The 13,407-nt window shown below is 72.7% G+C and carries 13 protein-coding genes; 10 read left to right on the top strand and 3 right to left on the bottom strand.

Features of this window, described 5'->3' with window-relative positions; all coding sequences use genetic code 11:
- Window positions 1–10 precede the first annotated feature (10 nt).
- From HA039_RS13720 to HA039_RS13710, 3 genes are all read right to left on the bottom strand, one after another.
- Window positions 11–670: a response regulator transcription factor gene (locus tag HA039_RS13720; RefSeq protein WP_279592881.1), complete on the bottom strand. Its 660-nt coding sequence runs from the start codon at window positions 668–670 to the stop codon at window positions 11–13.
- A gap of 190 nt (window positions 671–860) precedes the next feature.
- Window positions 861–2,174 carry a sensor histidine kinase gene (locus HA039_RS13715; protein WP_167028721.1) on the bottom strand — a complete coding sequence of 438 codons (1,314 nt, stop codon included), beginning with the start codon at window positions 2,172–2,174 and terminating at the stop codon, window positions 861–863.
- A gap of 235 nt (window positions 2,175–2,409) precedes the next feature.
- The gene (locus tag HA039_RS13710; RefSeq protein WP_167028718.1) at window positions 2,410–3,609 is read right to left on the bottom strand and encodes a sensor histidine kinase; all 1,200 of its coding nucleotides are present in this window, start codon (window positions 3,607–3,609) and stop codon (window positions 2,410–2,412) included.
- 223 nt (window positions 3,610–3,832) lie between these two features.
- On the opposite strand from HA039_RS13710, the gene HA039_RS13705 reads away from it, so the two are divergent.
- From HA039_RS13705 to HA039_RS13660, 10 genes are read left to right on the top strand one after another with little or no spacing between them, the layout of a single operon-like run.
- Entirely contained in the window at window positions 3,833–4,225 is a 393-nt protein-coding gene (locus HA039_RS13705) for an NADH-quinone oxidoreductase subunit A (RefSeq protein WP_167028715.1), read from the top strand.
- On the top strand, window positions 4,216–4,824 hold the full coding sequence (locus tag HA039_RS13700; protein WP_167028712.1) for an NADH-quinone oxidoreductase subunit B: 609 nt from the start codon (window positions 4,216–4,218) through the stop codon (window positions 4,822–4,824). The genes HA039_RS13705 and HA039_RS13700 overlap by 10 nt, the downstream gene beginning before the upstream one ends.
- Window positions 4,821–5,639: an NADH-quinone oxidoreductase subunit C gene (locus tag HA039_RS13695; RefSeq protein WP_425086337.1), complete on the top strand. Its 819-nt coding sequence runs from the start codon at window positions 4,821–4,823 to the stop codon at window positions 5,637–5,639. The genes HA039_RS13700 and HA039_RS13695 overlap by 4 nt, the downstream gene beginning before the upstream one ends.
- The gene (locus HA039_RS13690; RefSeq protein ID WP_167028709.1) at window positions 5,636–6,604 is read left to right on the top strand and encodes a complex I subunit 1/NuoH family protein; all 969 of its coding nucleotides are present in this window, start codon (window positions 5,636–5,638) and stop codon (window positions 6,602–6,604) included. Before HA039_RS13695 ends, HA039_RS13690 begins: the two co-directional genes overlap by 4 nt.
- Window positions 6,604–7,200, top strand: coding sequence for a NuoI/complex I 23 kDa subunit family protein (locus HA039_RS13685; protein WP_243869414.1), 597 nt, complete (start codon window positions 6,604–6,606; stop codon window positions 7,198–7,200). The genes HA039_RS13690 and HA039_RS13685 overlap by 1 nt, the downstream gene beginning before the upstream one ends.
- Window positions 7,197–7,817 (top strand): NADH-quinone oxidoreductase subunit J family protein, encoded by a 621-nt coding sequence (locus HA039_RS13680; protein ID WP_167028706.1) that lies wholly within the window; start codon window positions 7,197–7,199, stop codon window positions 7,815–7,817. The genes HA039_RS13685 and HA039_RS13680 overlap by 4 nt, the downstream gene beginning before the upstream one ends.
- Complete coding sequence (gene nuoK, locus HA039_RS13675; RefSeq protein WP_167028703.1) at window positions 7,817–8,155, top strand: NADH-quinone oxidoreductase subunit NuoK; 339 nt, start codon at window positions 7,817–7,819, stop codon at window positions 8,153–8,155. The genes HA039_RS13680 and nuoK overlap by 1 nt, the downstream gene beginning before the upstream one ends.
- Entirely contained in the window at window positions 8,152–10,161 is a 2,010-nt protein-coding gene (locus HA039_RS13670) for an NADH-quinone oxidoreductase subunit 5 family protein (protein ID WP_167028699.1), read from the top strand. Before nuoK ends, HA039_RS13670 begins: the two co-directional genes overlap by 4 nt.
- Before the next feature lie 27 nt (window positions 10,162–10,188).
- The gene (locus tag HA039_RS13665; RefSeq protein ID WP_167036733.1) at window positions 10,189–11,844 is read left to right on the top strand and encodes an NADH-quinone oxidoreductase subunit M; all 1,656 of its coding nucleotides are present in this window, start codon (window positions 10,189–10,191) and stop codon (window positions 11,842–11,844) included.
- Window positions 11,841–13,400, top strand: coding sequence for an NADH-quinone oxidoreductase subunit N (locus HA039_RS13660; protein ID WP_167028696.1), 1,560 nt, complete (start codon window positions 11,841–11,843; stop codon window positions 13,398–13,400). Before HA039_RS13665 ends, HA039_RS13660 begins: the two co-directional genes overlap by 4 nt.
- Window positions 13,401–13,407: the final 7 nt, after the last annotated feature.

Here is a 13,407-nt window from a genome sequence, read left to right as displayed (position 1 = left end):
CGTCCCGCGGTCAGTTCCTGAGGTACGTCAGGACGGCCAGGACCCGGCGGTGATCCCCGTCGCTGGGGGAGAGCCCGAGCTTCTGGAAGATGTTGCTCACGTGCTTCTCCACGGCGCCGTCGCTGACGACGAGCTGCCGGGCGACCGCGCTGTTCGTACGCCCCTCGGCCATCAGACCGAGCACCTCACGCTCGCGGGGGGTCAGCCCGGCCAGCACGTCCTGTTTCCGGCTGCGGCCGAGCAGCTGCGCCACCACCTCGGGGTCCAGCGCCGTACCCCCCCTGGCCACCCGCACCACGGCGTCCACGAACTCCCGCACCTCGGCGACCCGGTCCTTGAGCAGGTACCCGACGCCCCGGCTGCTGCCGGCCAGCAGTTCGGTGGCGTACTGCTCCTCCACGTACTGCGACAGGACCAGCACCCCGATGCCGGGGTGCTCCTTGCGGAGCCGTACGGCCGCCCGGACGCCCTCGTCGGTGTGGGTCGGCGGCATCCGCACGTCCGCGACCACCACGTCCGGCAGCGCCCCCTGCGCCGCCAGGTCACCCACGGTCTTGACCAGCGCCTCGCCGTCCCCGACCCCGGCGACCACGTCGTGTCCGCGGTCGGTGAGCAGCCGCGTCAGGCCTTCCCTGAGCAGTACCGAGTCCTCGGCGATGACGACCCGCACCCTGTCCTCCACCACGACGATGTCGCTCCCCCTGTTGATGTACGCCCCTGTGCCCTCCAGCATCCCAGTATCCGTACGGCTCCGCGCGCACCTGGGCGAATCCGTCGAGCACGGGACGCGCACAGACGCGCATCCGTCAGGGCGTGGGGTCCGCGCGGGCACGGATCCCCAGGCCGGCCGACCCGGCGGCTCAGCCGCGCCAGGGCAGCTCCGCCGTGACCGTCGTCGGCCCGCCCACCGGGGAGTCCACGGCGAGGACCCCGTCCACGGCGTCCAGCCGCTCCGCCAGCCCCGCGAGGCCGCTGCCCCCGGACGCGTCCGCGCCGCCCCTGCCGTCGTCCGCGACCTGGAGCATCAGCCGGTCCCGCGACCGCCACACGTCCACCGACGCGGTGCGCGCCGCGCTGTGCTTGCTCACGTTCTGGAGAAGCTCGGAGACCGTGAAGTACGCGATCCCCTCGATGGCCGCCGCGGGCCTCGCCGGCAGGTCCACCTCCACCCGTACCGGCACGGTGCAGCGTGACGCGACGGCCGACAGGGCCGCGTCCAGGCCGCGGTCGGTCAGCACCGCAGGGTGGATGCCGCGCGCCAGGTCACGCAGCTCCTGGAGGGCGGTCTTCACCTCGCCGTGCGCCTCGTCGACCATCCGCGCCGCCGCCCGGGGGTCCTCCGTCAGCTTCTCCTTCGCCAGCCCCAGGTCCATGGCCAGCGCCACCAGCCGGGCCTGCGCGCCGTCGTGGAGGTCCCGCTCGATACGGCGCAGGTCGGCCGCCGCCGTGTCCACGACGACCCCCCGGTCCGACTCCAGCTCCGTGACGCGGGCCGCCATCCTCGACGGCCCGAGCAGCCCGGCGACCAGCAGCCGGTCCACGCTCGTCAGACCGCGGACCAGCCACGGGGTCGCCAGCACGAGCACCAGGCCGACCGCGCAGGTCACGCCGATCTCGAAGGGGGTGTCGAGGGCGAAGCCCCGGCCGTCGATGTCCCCCGTGAAGCTGATCCCGGGCTGGTTCAGGTAGCGGGGGAAGACCCACTGCCACAGCGGGTACAGGAACAGCGACCACGCCGTCGCCCAGAACGCCAGCGCCACCGTGAACGCGAACGCCGCCCACGGGAAGTGCACCAGCGCGTAGACCAGGTGCCGCCACGAGACCCCGCTCTTGAGGACCCCGCCGACCCACCCCATGAGCCCCGGCTTCCCGCCGCGCACGGGCTCCGGGTCGCGGATGTCCATCCCCAGCAGCGCCCGGGCCCGCGCCCGCTCCACGTGGCCGAGGCCTCGGCAGCCGGCCAGCCCGACCGCCAGCAGCGGCACCCCGAGGAAGGTGATGAGCAGGCCCACACCGGCGACGAACATCGTCAGGGCGTAGGAGAAGAACACCACGCCGACCGGCAGGCTGAGCATCAGGTACCCGAACTCGCGCCAGGTCCGGCCCTCCACCGGCGCGCGCAGCACCGGGGGGACGAGGGGGCGCCGCGCGGGCGATCCGTGGTCGACGGCCATGGTGGGGTTCCGATCTGCGAGCGGTGCGGGTGCGGGTGCGGGTGCCGGTGCGGCTGAGGTCTGTACTCCCATGCCTCCATGCTCCGGCCCCGCCGTCCGCGCCACCATGAGGCCGGTAGCCCTCTTGACCCTGGGGTTTTCCCTACCCCGCCCCCCCGGAGCCCCCGCGTGCGCTCCCCGGGGCGCGCCTACGCGAGGCCGCCCTACGCGAGGTCGCGCCTACGACGGGTCGCGCCTACGCGAGGTCGCGCCGCCGCCACGGCAGCTCCGCCGTGACCGTCGTCGGGCCGCCCGGCGGCGAGTCCAGTACGAAGAGCCCGTCGACCGCCCCCAGCCGCTCGGCGAGGCCGGACATCCCCGTACCGCCGTCGAGGCTCGCCCCGCCCTTGCCGTCGTCCGTGACCTGGATCAGCAGGCGCTCCTGCGACCGCCACACGTCCACCGACGCCGTCCGGGCCGCGCTGTGCTTGCTGACGTTCTGGAGCAGCTCCGACGCCGTGAAGTACGCGATCCCCTCGATGGCCGCCGCGGGCCGCTCCACCAGGTCCACGGTCACCTTCACCGGCACCGTGCAGCGGGAGGCGATCGACGACAGCGCCGCGTCCAGGCCGCGGTCCGTGAGGATCGCCGGATGGATGCCGCGCGCCAGGTCGCGCAGCTCCTGCAGCGCCAGCTTCACCTCGCCGTGCGCCTCGTCCACCATGACCGCCGCCGCGTCCGGGTCCTCCAGCAGCTTCTCCTTGGCCAGGCCCAGCCCCATCGCCAGCGCCACCAGCCGGGCCTGCGCGCCGTCGTGGAGGTCGCGCTCGATACGGCGCAGGTCCGCCGCCGCCGTGTCGACCACCACGCCCCGGTCCGACTCCAGCTCGGCGATCCGCCGCTCCAGCTCGTCGGACGGCGAGAGCAGCCCCCGTACCATCGCGCGGTCCACGTTCGTGAGCCCCCGCGCCACGAACGGCAGGACGGGCCAGAACACGAACATGCCCGTCAGCGTCACCGTGAACGTCACCACGCTCCACGGCAGCCTGATGAACTCGTACAGCACGGTCCGCCAGGCCACCGGGTCGCTGACCCCCGTCCACAGCCGGGCGAAGAACCCCTCCGAGCCGCCCCGCCCCCGCCCCCGGCCGCGCGCCACCAGCCGGCTCGGCTCCTCGATCCGTACCCCCAGCAGCTTCCGCGCCCGCGCCCGCTCGGCCCGGCCCAGCAGCCGGGCCCCCGCCAGCCCCAGGACCAGCCACGGCAGACCGATCACGGTCACCGACAGCCCGGCGCCGGTGGTCACGGTGAACATCACGTAGGTGAACCCGACCAGGGACGCGGGCAGGTTCACCAGGAGATGCGCGATCTCCTTCCAGGTGTGCCGGTCGAAGGCGAAGCGCGCGGGGGGCGGGCGGTCGTTCCCGCCGCCGGGATCATCGAAACTCACGGTCATAAGGAACCAGACTGCCGGGCCGCGGGCACCCGCGCCATGGGGTGGCTGGGGGAGCGTGACGTAGGGATAACCCCACCTTCGTACGAGAGGTTCGTACGAGCTGCGGACCGTTAGTGCGGACGCGGCTGCTTACCGTTTCTTTAGCAGGGCCTAGACTCCCGTCCGTACAGATCGTCGAAGAGGCCGCTACGGCTGCTACGGAGTCAGGGAGCGAGGGGCGGACGTGTCGGAACCGACCGTTCTCGCGGCGGACTACTTCCGGAGCTATTCGGTGGTCGGGCTGCTCGCGGTTGTCGGCGTGCTGTTCGTCGCCGTCGCCTTCGGGGCGGGCCGGCTGCTGCGGCCCGTGGTACCGACGCCGGAGAAACTGCTCACGTACGAATGCGGCGTCGACCCCGTCGGTGAGGGCTGGGCCCACACCCAGGTCCGGTACTACGTCTACGCGTTCCTCTACGTGATCTTCGCCGTCGACTCGATCTTCCTGTTCCCGTGGGCGACCGTGTTCGCCGCCCCCGGCTTCGGCGCGACGACGCTCGTCGAGATGTTCATCTTCCTCGGCTTCCTGGCCGTAGGACTGCTCTACGCATGGAAGAAGGGCGTCCTCGAATGGACGTGACCCCCCAAGCGCCGCCGGCCCCGGTGCCGGTGGCGGCTCCGCAGCGCCTCGGTGTGCTCTCCCGGCTGGCCCCCGAGCCCATGAAGGTCGTCCTCAACTGGGGCCGCCGCTACAGCCTCTGGGTCTTCAACTTCGGACTCGCCTGCTGCGCCATCGAGTTCATCGCCGCGTCCATGGCCCGGCACGACTTCATCCGGCTCGGCGTGATCCCCTTCGCGCCGGGACCGCGCCAGGCCGACCTGATGGTCGTGTCCGGCACGGTGACCGACAAGATGGCGCCGGCCGTCAAGCGGCTGTACGAGCAGATGCCCGAGCCCAAGTACGTCATCTCCTTCGGCGCCTGCTCCAACTGCGGCGGCCCGTACTGGGACTCCTACTCCGTCACGAAGGGCGTCGACCAGATCATCCCCGTCGACGTCTACGTACCGGGCTGCCCGCCGCGCCCCGAGGCGCTGCTCCAGGGCATCCTCAAGCTCCAGGAGAAGATCTCCCGCGAGTCGCTGGGCGACCGTTACGCGTCGGCCGCCCGCCCCTCGCCCGCCGCGCTCCGCAGCGGCCTGGTGCCCCCGCCGCCGCCCCCGGGGGAGGGCGCGTCGTGAGCGCGTACGACCGGCTGCCGGACGCCGTCACCGAACTCTTCGGCGACGAGGCCACGGCCGAGCGGGCGTACGGCCTCCTGACGGTCGACGTGCCCGCCGCCTCCTGGCTCGCCGCGCTCGAAACCGCCAGGACCACCCTGGGCTGCACCTACTTCGACTGGCTGAGCGCCGTCGACGAACCGGGCACCGGCTTCCGCGTCTGCGCCCACGTCGCGGCCCTCGGCGCCGGCACTGTCCGCGCGCTCCTCGTCCGTACGACCGTCCCGCACGAGGCGCCCGCCCTGCCCACCGCCCTCGGCGTCTACGCGGGCGCGGGCTGGCACGAACGCGAGACGCACGAGATGTTCGGCATCTCCTTCACCGACCACCCGAACCTCGTCCCGCTGCTGCTCCCCGAGACGTTCGAGGGCCACCCGCTGCGCAAGGACTTCGTGCTCGCGGCCCGGGTCGCGAAGGCCTGGCCCGGCGCGAAGGAACCGGGCGAGTCCGAGCACGGCGGGCCCAAGCGCCGCCAGATGCTGCCGCCCGGCGTGCCCGACCCGAACGAGTGGGGCCCCCTCAAGGGCCAGCTCCCCGCCGCCCCGGCCCGCCCGGCCCGCACCCCCCGCGCGGGAGCGGCCGGCGCCGACCGCCCCCCGCGCCGCACCCGCAGCGTGACCGAGGGCTCCACCACCCAGCCCCCGAACCCCCCGACCCCGGACGCCCCCTGGCGCGCCCCGGACGCGGCCGGACCGGCGGCCACCCCGGACGCGGACCGCCCCGCCCCCGAGGTCGACCGCCCCGCCCCCGACGACAGACCCGGAGGAGACGCGTGAACGACGTGCTCGACGTCGCCCTTCGGCTGATCGTCGTCTTCGCTGTGTTCCTCGTCCTCCCGCTCGTCGTGGGGCAGACCGAGCACAAGGTGATGGCCCACATGCAGGGCCGGCTCGGCCCCATGTACGCGGGCGGCTTCCACGGCTGGGCCCAACTCATGGCGGACGGAGTGAAGTTCGCCCAGAAGGAGGACATCGTCCCGGCGGCCGCCGACCGGCGCGTCTTCCAACTGGCCCCCGCCGTCGCGCTCCTTCCGTACCTCCTCGTCCTGGTCGTGATCCCGGTCGGCCCGAGCGAGGGCGCCGTCGGCCAGGTCGTCGACGCGGGCATCTTCTTCGTGCTCGCCGTGATGGGCATCGGCGTGCTCGGCTCGCTCATGGCGGGCTGGGCGTCCGCCAACAAGTTCTCCCTCCTCGGCGGCCTGCGCACCGCCGCCCAACTGCTCGCGTACGAACTGCCGATGCTCCTCGCCGCCGCCTCGGTGGCGATGGCGGCCGGCACGGTCTCGCTGCCCGGCATCCTCCACGCCTTCCACTGGTGGTGGGTGCCGTGGCAGATCGTCGGCGCCCTCGTCTTCTTCGTCGCGGGCCTCGCCGAACTCCAGCGCCCGCCCTTCGACATGCCGGTCGCCGACTCCGAGATCATCTTCGGCGCCTACACCGAGTACACCGGGCTGCGCTTCGCGCTCTTCCTGCTCGCGGAGTACGCGGGCATCGTCGTCCTGTGCGGTCTGACCACCGTCCTGTTCCTCGGCGGCTGGCACGGCCCCCTCGGGGGCGACGGTCTCGGCTGGGTCTGGACCCTGCTCAAGACCGCCGTGCTCGCCTTCGTCGTCATCTGGCTGCGCGTGAGCTACCCCCGTCTGCGCGAGGACCAGTTGCAGAAGCTCGCCTGGACCGTGCTCATCCCCCTCGCCCTCGCGCAGATCGCGCTCACCGGCATCGTGAAGGTGGCGATCAACTGATGTCCCCGATCCCCGGCTCCGGCCTGGCCAAGGGGCTGGCCGTCACCCTGCGGACGATGACGAGGAAGACCGTCACCGCGCAGTACCCGGACGTCCAGCCCGAACTGCCGCCCCGCTCCCGCGGGGTGATCGGCCTGTTCGAGGAGAACTGCACGGTCTGCATGCTCTGCGCCCGTGAGTGCCCCGACTGGTGCATCTACATCGACTCCCACAAGGAGACCGTCCCGGCGGCCGCCCCCGGGGGCCGGGAGCGCAGCCGCAACGTCCTCGACCGGTTCGCCATCGACTTCTCGCTCTGCATGTACTGCGGTATCTGCATCGAGGTCTGTCCTTTCGACGCGCTTTTCTGGTCACCGGAGTTCGAGTACGCCGAGACGGACATACGCGACCTCACCCACGAGCGGGACAAGCTCCGCGACTGGATGTGGACGGTGCCGGCGCCGCCCGCCCTCGACCCCGGCGCCGAGGAGCCCAAGGAACTCGCCGCCGCCCACAAGACCGCCGACAAGCTCGCGGCGGCAGCGGCAGCGGCCACCACGCCCCCCGCGGCGGACGAGCCGGGGCAGCCCGGTCCCGGTCAGGAGGCCGGCGAGTGACCCTCGCAGCAACCGCCGCCGCCACGGCCGGCCACGGCTTCCTGTCCCCGAGCGGCGTCGAGATCGCGTTCGTCCTCGTCGGCCTGGTCACCTTCGGCGCGGCCCTCGTCACCGTCACCACCCGGCAGCTGGTGCACGCCGCCCTCTGGCTCGTCGTGACCCTCGGCGGCCTCGCCGTCGAGTACCTCCTGCTGACGGCGGAGTTCATCGCCTGGGTGCAGGTCCTCATCTACGTCGGTTCCGTCGTCGTCCTCCTCCTCTTCGGGCTGATGCTGACCAAGGCGCCCATCGGGCACTCACCGGACGCCGACTCCGAGAACCGCAAGGTCGCCCTGGCCGTCGCCGTCGCGGCCGCCGCCGCCCTGGTCTGGGTGGTCGTCGACGCGTTCCGTACCACCTGGGTCGACCTGGACGGACCGGCGCAGGGCTCCACGGAGGCGTCGGGACAGTTCCTCTTCCGGCACTGGGTGCTGCCCTTCGAGGCCCTGTCCGTCCTGCTGCTGGCGGCCCTGGTCGGCGCGATCGTCCTCTCCCGCAAGAAGAGCGACACCCCGACCGGCCCCGGCAACCCGACCGGCCCCGGCAACCCGACCGGCCCCGGCAAGGAGACGCGCTGATGCACCTCGCCTATCCCGCCGTCCTCGCGGCCCTCCTGTTCTGCACCGGGATCTACGGCGTCCTCGCCCGCCGCAACGCGATCCTCGTCCTGATGTCCGTCGAGCTGATGCTCAACGCCGTCAACCTCAACCTGGTCGCCTTCGACGTCTGGCTCCGGGACACCCTGCACTCCGGCCAGGCCCTGACCCTGTTCGTCATCGCCGTCGCCGCCGCCGAGATCGGCATCGGCCTGGCGATCGTCCTGATGGTGTACCGCAACCGCGGCACCTCGGACGTCGACCGGCTCCGCGACACCGCCGAGGCCCCCGACGGCACCAAGACTGAGGCCACCGCGTGACCACCACCTCCCTCGCCGTTCTTGTCCCCCTCCTGCCGTTCCTCGGCGCCGCCGCCGGGCTGCTGCTGGGCCGCACCGCGCCCGGGTTCGTCCGCCCGCTGGCGGTCCTGCCCGTCCTGACGGCCACCGCGCTCGCGATCACGGTCGCCGTCCGCCAGGGCGGGGGCGCGGGCAACGGCACGACGCCGCTCGACGCCGCCACCCGGCTCACCCCGACGGGCTCGGTCCCCATCGACCTCGCCCTGCACATCGACGGCTTCGCCGCACTGGTCGCCGTCCTCGTCGGCACCGTCGCCACCTGCGTGCAGATCTACTCGACGGCCTACCTGCGCGACGACGCCCGCTACCCGTCGTACGCCGCCCTCGTCTCCCTCTTCACCTCCGCGATGCTGCTCGTCGTCTACTCCGGCGACCTGATGGTGCTCCTGGTCGGCTGGGAGGTCATGGGCATCTGCTCGTACTTCCTCGTCGGCCACTACTGGGAGACCCCCGAGGCGCGCGCCGCCTCCCTCAAGGCCTTCCTGATCACCAAGCTCGGTGATGTCCCCTTCCTCATCGGCCTGTTCGCCCTCGCCGCCGACACCGGCACGTTCCGGATCACCGGCATCCTGCGCGCGGTCACCGAGGACGGCCTCGACCACCCCACCCTGATCGCCCTGCTGCTGCTCGCGGGTGTCGCGGGCAAGTCCGCGCAGTTCCCCCTCCACACGTGGCTCCCCGACGCGATGGCTGGCCCCACCCCCGTCTCCGCGCTGATCCACGCCGCGACGATGGTCGCCGCCGGCATCTACTTCGTGGCCCGGCTCCTTCCCGTGTTCACCGCCTCGAAGGCCGCCCTCGTCGTCCTCGCCGTGATGGCCGCGGTCACCATGGTCGGCTCGGCCCTCGCCGCCCTCGCCCAGGACGACATCAAACGGGTCCTCGCCTACTCGACCATCGGCCAGCTCGGCTACATGTCGGGCGCCCTGGCCCTCGGCGACCGCAGCGCGGCCGTCTTCCACCTGATCTCCCACGGCGCGTTCAAGGCCCTCCTCTTCCTCGGCGCCGGCGTGGTCATCCACGCCGCCGGCACCAACTCGCTCGCCGCCATGTCCCGCATGGGCGGCCTCGCCAAGCGCATACCCGACGCCTTCTGGACGATGACGATCGCCCTGCTCGCGCTCGCCGCGATCCCTCCCTTCGCCGGCTTCTTCTCCAAGGAGTCCGTCCTCGTCGTCGCCGAGCACACCGCCCTCGGCACCGCGCACACCGCGCCCGGCGCCGCCGGCTGGGTCGTGCTCGTCGCCGGCCTGGTCACCGCCCTCCTCACCGCCGCGTACGCCACCCGCCTGTGGCTCCTCGCCTTCCGCGGCCGCGGCCCCGAGGCCCCCGACCACGGCAAGCAGCCCGTCGCGATGAACGCCGTCCTGTGGGTGCTCGCCGTCCCCTCCCTCGCCCTCGGCCTGACCGTCGGCTACATCGCCGACTGGTTCGACGGCGACAGCCTCGCGCCGAACCTCACCACCTCCGTCCTGGGCACAGGCGTCGCGCTCGTCGGCGGCCTGACCCTCTACGGCGCCTGGCGCCACACCTCGTCGTCCCTGGCCGCCCGCATCCCCCTCGGCGCCGTCGCCGCGCACCCCGACGCGGAACCGGCCCAATCGGAGATCGAAGCCATCGAGACGCACCTCGCCGTCTACGGGGACATCGCCGCGGCCCACGACCCGGCCGACCCGGGCCGTCTGCTGCTCGGCCGCCTGCACCCGCACGCGGCGGCCGGATTCCGCCTGGACGCGCTCTACGACCGCCTGTTCGTCCGCCCCGTCCTCGCAGCCGCCCAGCTCGTCCGCTTCCTCGACCGCGAGGTCGTCGACACGTACGTACGCGGCGCGGGCACCGGCACCCGCTGGCTCGGCGCGGCCGTCCGCCGCGCCCAGACGGGCAACGTGCAGACCTACCTGAGCGCCCTGCTGGCCGGCTCCGTCGTCCTGGCGATCGCCGCCGTACTCGTCGCCGCCGGAGCGTGAGCCGTGATCGATATCAATGAATCCGTGATGCAGGCCCTTCTGGCGTTGATCATCGCCGGACCCCTCATCGGCGCCGCGGCCGTCTTCCTCCCCGCACCGCCCGGACTCAAGGGCCGCGGCCCCGACCAGGCCGTGCTCCGCCACGGCGTCACCGTCACCGGCGCGATCCTCGCCGCCGCGATCGTCCTGGCCCTCGGCTTCGACCGCGACCACGCGTCGAGGATGCAGGCCACCACGGACATCAGCTGGATCAAGGCGCTGGACGTCCGCATCCACCTCGGCGTCGACGGCATTTCGCTCCCCCTCCTGGTCCTGACCGCGCTGCTGACCTTCCTCTGCGCGCTCTACAGCTACTTCAAGATGCCCAAGGGCCCGTCCCCCAAGGCATTCGTCGCCCTGCTGCTCCTCCTCGAATCCGGCACCCTCGCCACCTTCGCCGTCCTCGACCTGCTGCTCTTCTTCCTGGCCTTCGAGATGGTGCTCATCCCGATGTACTTCCTGATCGCCCGCTGGGGCGGATCGGAAGGCGTCCCCGGCGGCCGGCAGGCGGCGGCCTGGAAGTTCATCCTCTACACCCTGCTCGGTTCCGTGGTCATGCTGCTCGGCCTGCTCCTCATCGGGCTGAAGGCGGGCACATTCGACATGGTGGCACTCGCCACTGACAACGGCCGGGGGCTCAGTACGTCCACGCAGGTCATCGCGGTTCTGGCGATCGGCGTCGGCCTCGCCGTGAAGACCCCGATGTGGCCGCTGCACAGCTGGCTGCCCGACGCCCACACCGCCGCCCCGACCGTCGGCTCGGTCCTGCTCGCCGGGGTCCTGCTCAAGATGGGGACGTACGGGTTCGTCCGGATCGTCCTGCCCATCGCCCCCGACGGGATGCGGACCTTCGCGCCCTACCTCGCGGCGCTCGCCGTCGTCGGCATCGTCTACGGGTCCCTGGCCTGCCTCGCCCTCGCCCGGCAGGGCGCGGGCGGCGACCTCAAGCGGCTGATCGCGTACTCCTCCGTCGGCCACATGGGCTTCGTGCTCCTCGGCATCGCCACGATGACCCCCACCGGCGTGAACGGCGCGCTCTTCGCCAACATCGCCCACGGCCTCATCACCGGCCTGCTGTTCTTCCTGGTCGGCGCCCTCAAGGACCGGTACGGCACCGCCGACCTCGACACCCTCGCCGGGGCCACCGGCGCCGCGCTCTACGGCCGCGCGCCCCGCCTCGGCGGCCTGCTCGCCTTCGCGGCCGTCGCGTCCCTCGGCCTGCCCGGCCTCGCCGGGTTCTGGGGCGAGATGCTCACGATGTTCGGCGCCTTCGACCCCGCCGACGGCCTGAGCCGGCCCGCCTTCCTCACCTTCATGGCGATCGCGGGCCTCGGCACACTCCTCACCGCCGCATACCTTCTGATCGTCGTACGCAGGGTGTGCATGGGCGTCCAGGCACCCCGCGAGCCCGGCACGGCGGACCCCGCCACCGGCCCGGCCGACGTCACGGACACCCCCGCCGCCCCCGACACCGGCGCCCGGGGAACCCCCGCCGCACCCGGCTTCGCCGACGTCCGGACGTACGAACTCGTCACCTGGACCCCGCTCGTCGCCCTCACCGTCCTCGCCGGCCTCTGGCCCGCGATCCTCCTCGGCCTCTCCGACCCGGCCGTGCAGAAGCTCCTCGCAGGAGGCACGTCGTGACCGTGGCCGCCGACAGCGCCACCAGCCTCGTCCAGTCCGTCGACTGGCTCGCGATCGCGCCCCCCACCCTCACCGCCGTGGTCGCCCTGGTCGTCCTGGTGGCCGACCTCTTCGTCCCCGAGCGCCACAAACAGCTCCTCGGCGGCCTCGCGATCGCCGGCCTCGCCGCCGCGCTGGTCATCCTCCTGCCCCTGTGGAACGACGACAGGTCGACGTTCTGCCTCTCCGGAGGATCGGGCGCGTCCGGTGCGTCCGGCGCGTGCAGCTACACCGCCGACCACTTCACGCTGGTCATCCAACTGCTGGTGCTCGGCGGCGCGCTGCTCACCGCCCTGCTCTCGCTGACCGAGACGAAGAAGCTCCCGGCGGGGGAGTTCTGGTTCCTGCTCCTCGCGTCGGCGGCCGGCGCCGCCCTGCTGCCCGCGTCGCGCGACCTCGCCACCCTCGTCGTCGCCCTCGAAGTGGCCTCCCTGCCCGCCTTCGCCCTCGTCGGGCTCAGGCGCGGCGACCGGCTCTCCTCCGAGGCCGCGCTGAAGTTCTTCCTCTCCTCGGTCACCGCTACGGCCGTCATGCTGCTCGGCGTCAGCTTCGTGTACGCCACGACCGGCACCCTGCACCTCACGGAGATCGCCGCCCGGCTCGACGACGTCCCCGGACAGCTGCACACCCTCGCCCGCGCCGGTGTCGCCCTCACCCTCGTCGGCTTCGCCTTCAAGACCGCAGCCGCTCCCTTCCACTTCTGGGTCCCCGACACCTACGTCGGTGCCCCGCTTCCCATCGCCGCCTACCTCTCCGTCGTCGGCAAGGCGGTCGGCTTCACCGGGCTGATCCTCGTCACCGTCGTCGCCTTCCCCTCGTACGCGGACGTGTGGGGCCCCGTCCTCGCCTTCCTCGCCGCGCTCACGATGACCGTCGGCAACGTCGCCGCCCTCCGGCAGTCCGCCACGCGCGCGTGGAGCGCCGTACGCCTCCTCGCCTGGTCCTCGGTCGCCCAGGCCGGGTACCTCCTGGTGCCGATCGCGTCCTCCGCGTACGCCGACGGCGACCGGATCGGCTCGACCGTCGCGTACGCCCTCATGTACGCCGTCGTGAACCTCGGCGCCTTCGCCGTCGTCGCCCTGGTGGCCCGTACGGAGCCGGAGAACCGGATCGCCGACTACCGGGGCCTGTACGCGCGCCGCCCGGCCGCCGCCGTCGCCCTCGCGTTCTTCCTGCTCTGCCTGGCCGGACTGCCGCCGGGGATCATCGGCCTGTTCGCCAAGGTCACGGTCTTCTCCGCGGCCGTCGACGCGGGTCTCGGGTGGCTCGCGGTCTTCATGGCCGTGAACGTCGTGATCGCCCTTTACTACTACCTCCGTTGGACGGCGCTCCTCTTCCGCGCCCCGGAGGGCGACGAGGCACCGGCCGGCGCCCCGGCCGCCGCCGACGGTGTTCCGGCCGCGCTCCCCACCCCGGTCCCGCTGACCGTGGCGATCGCCCTGACCGCCGTCCTCGGCGTCGCCCTGTCGGGAGCCCCCCAGCTCGTCCTGCGCTTCGCCGACATCAGCCTGTTCTGAGCCCCGC

Source organism: Streptomyces liangshanensis (genome assembly GCF_011694815.1).
Lineage (GTDB): Bacteria > Actinomycetota > Actinomycetes > Streptomycetales > Streptomycetaceae > Streptomyces > Streptomyces liangshanensis.
This window is presented reverse-complemented; position numbering and strand designations above follow the sequence as displayed.

Bases quoted from the DNA above. Each gene is read 5' to 3' on its own strand.
- HA039_RS13700 (WP_167028712.1), top strand. From the start codon at position 4,216: ATGGACGTGACCCCCCAAGCGCCGCCGGCCCCGGTGCCGGTGGCGGCT.
- HA039_RS13715 (WP_167028721.1), bottom strand. From the start codon at position 2,174: ATGGCCGTCGACCACGGATCGCCCGCGCGGCGCCCCCTCGTCCCCCCG.
- HA039_RS13710 (WP_167028718.1), bottom strand. From the start codon at position 3,609: ATGACCGTGAGTTTCGATGATCCCGGCGGCGGGAACGACCGCCCGCCC.
- HA039_RS13685 (WP_243869414.1), top strand. From the start codon at position 6,604: ATGTCCCCGATCCCCGGCTCCGGCCTGGCCAAGGGGCTGGCCGTCACC.
- HA039_RS13665 (WP_167036733.1), top strand. From the start codon at position 10,189: ATGCAGGCCCTTCTGGCGTTGATCATCGCCGGACCCCTCATCGGCGCC.
- nuoK (WP_167028703.1), top strand. From the start codon at position 7,817: ATGCACCTCGCCTATCCCGCCGTCCTCGCGGCCCTCCTGTTCTGCACC.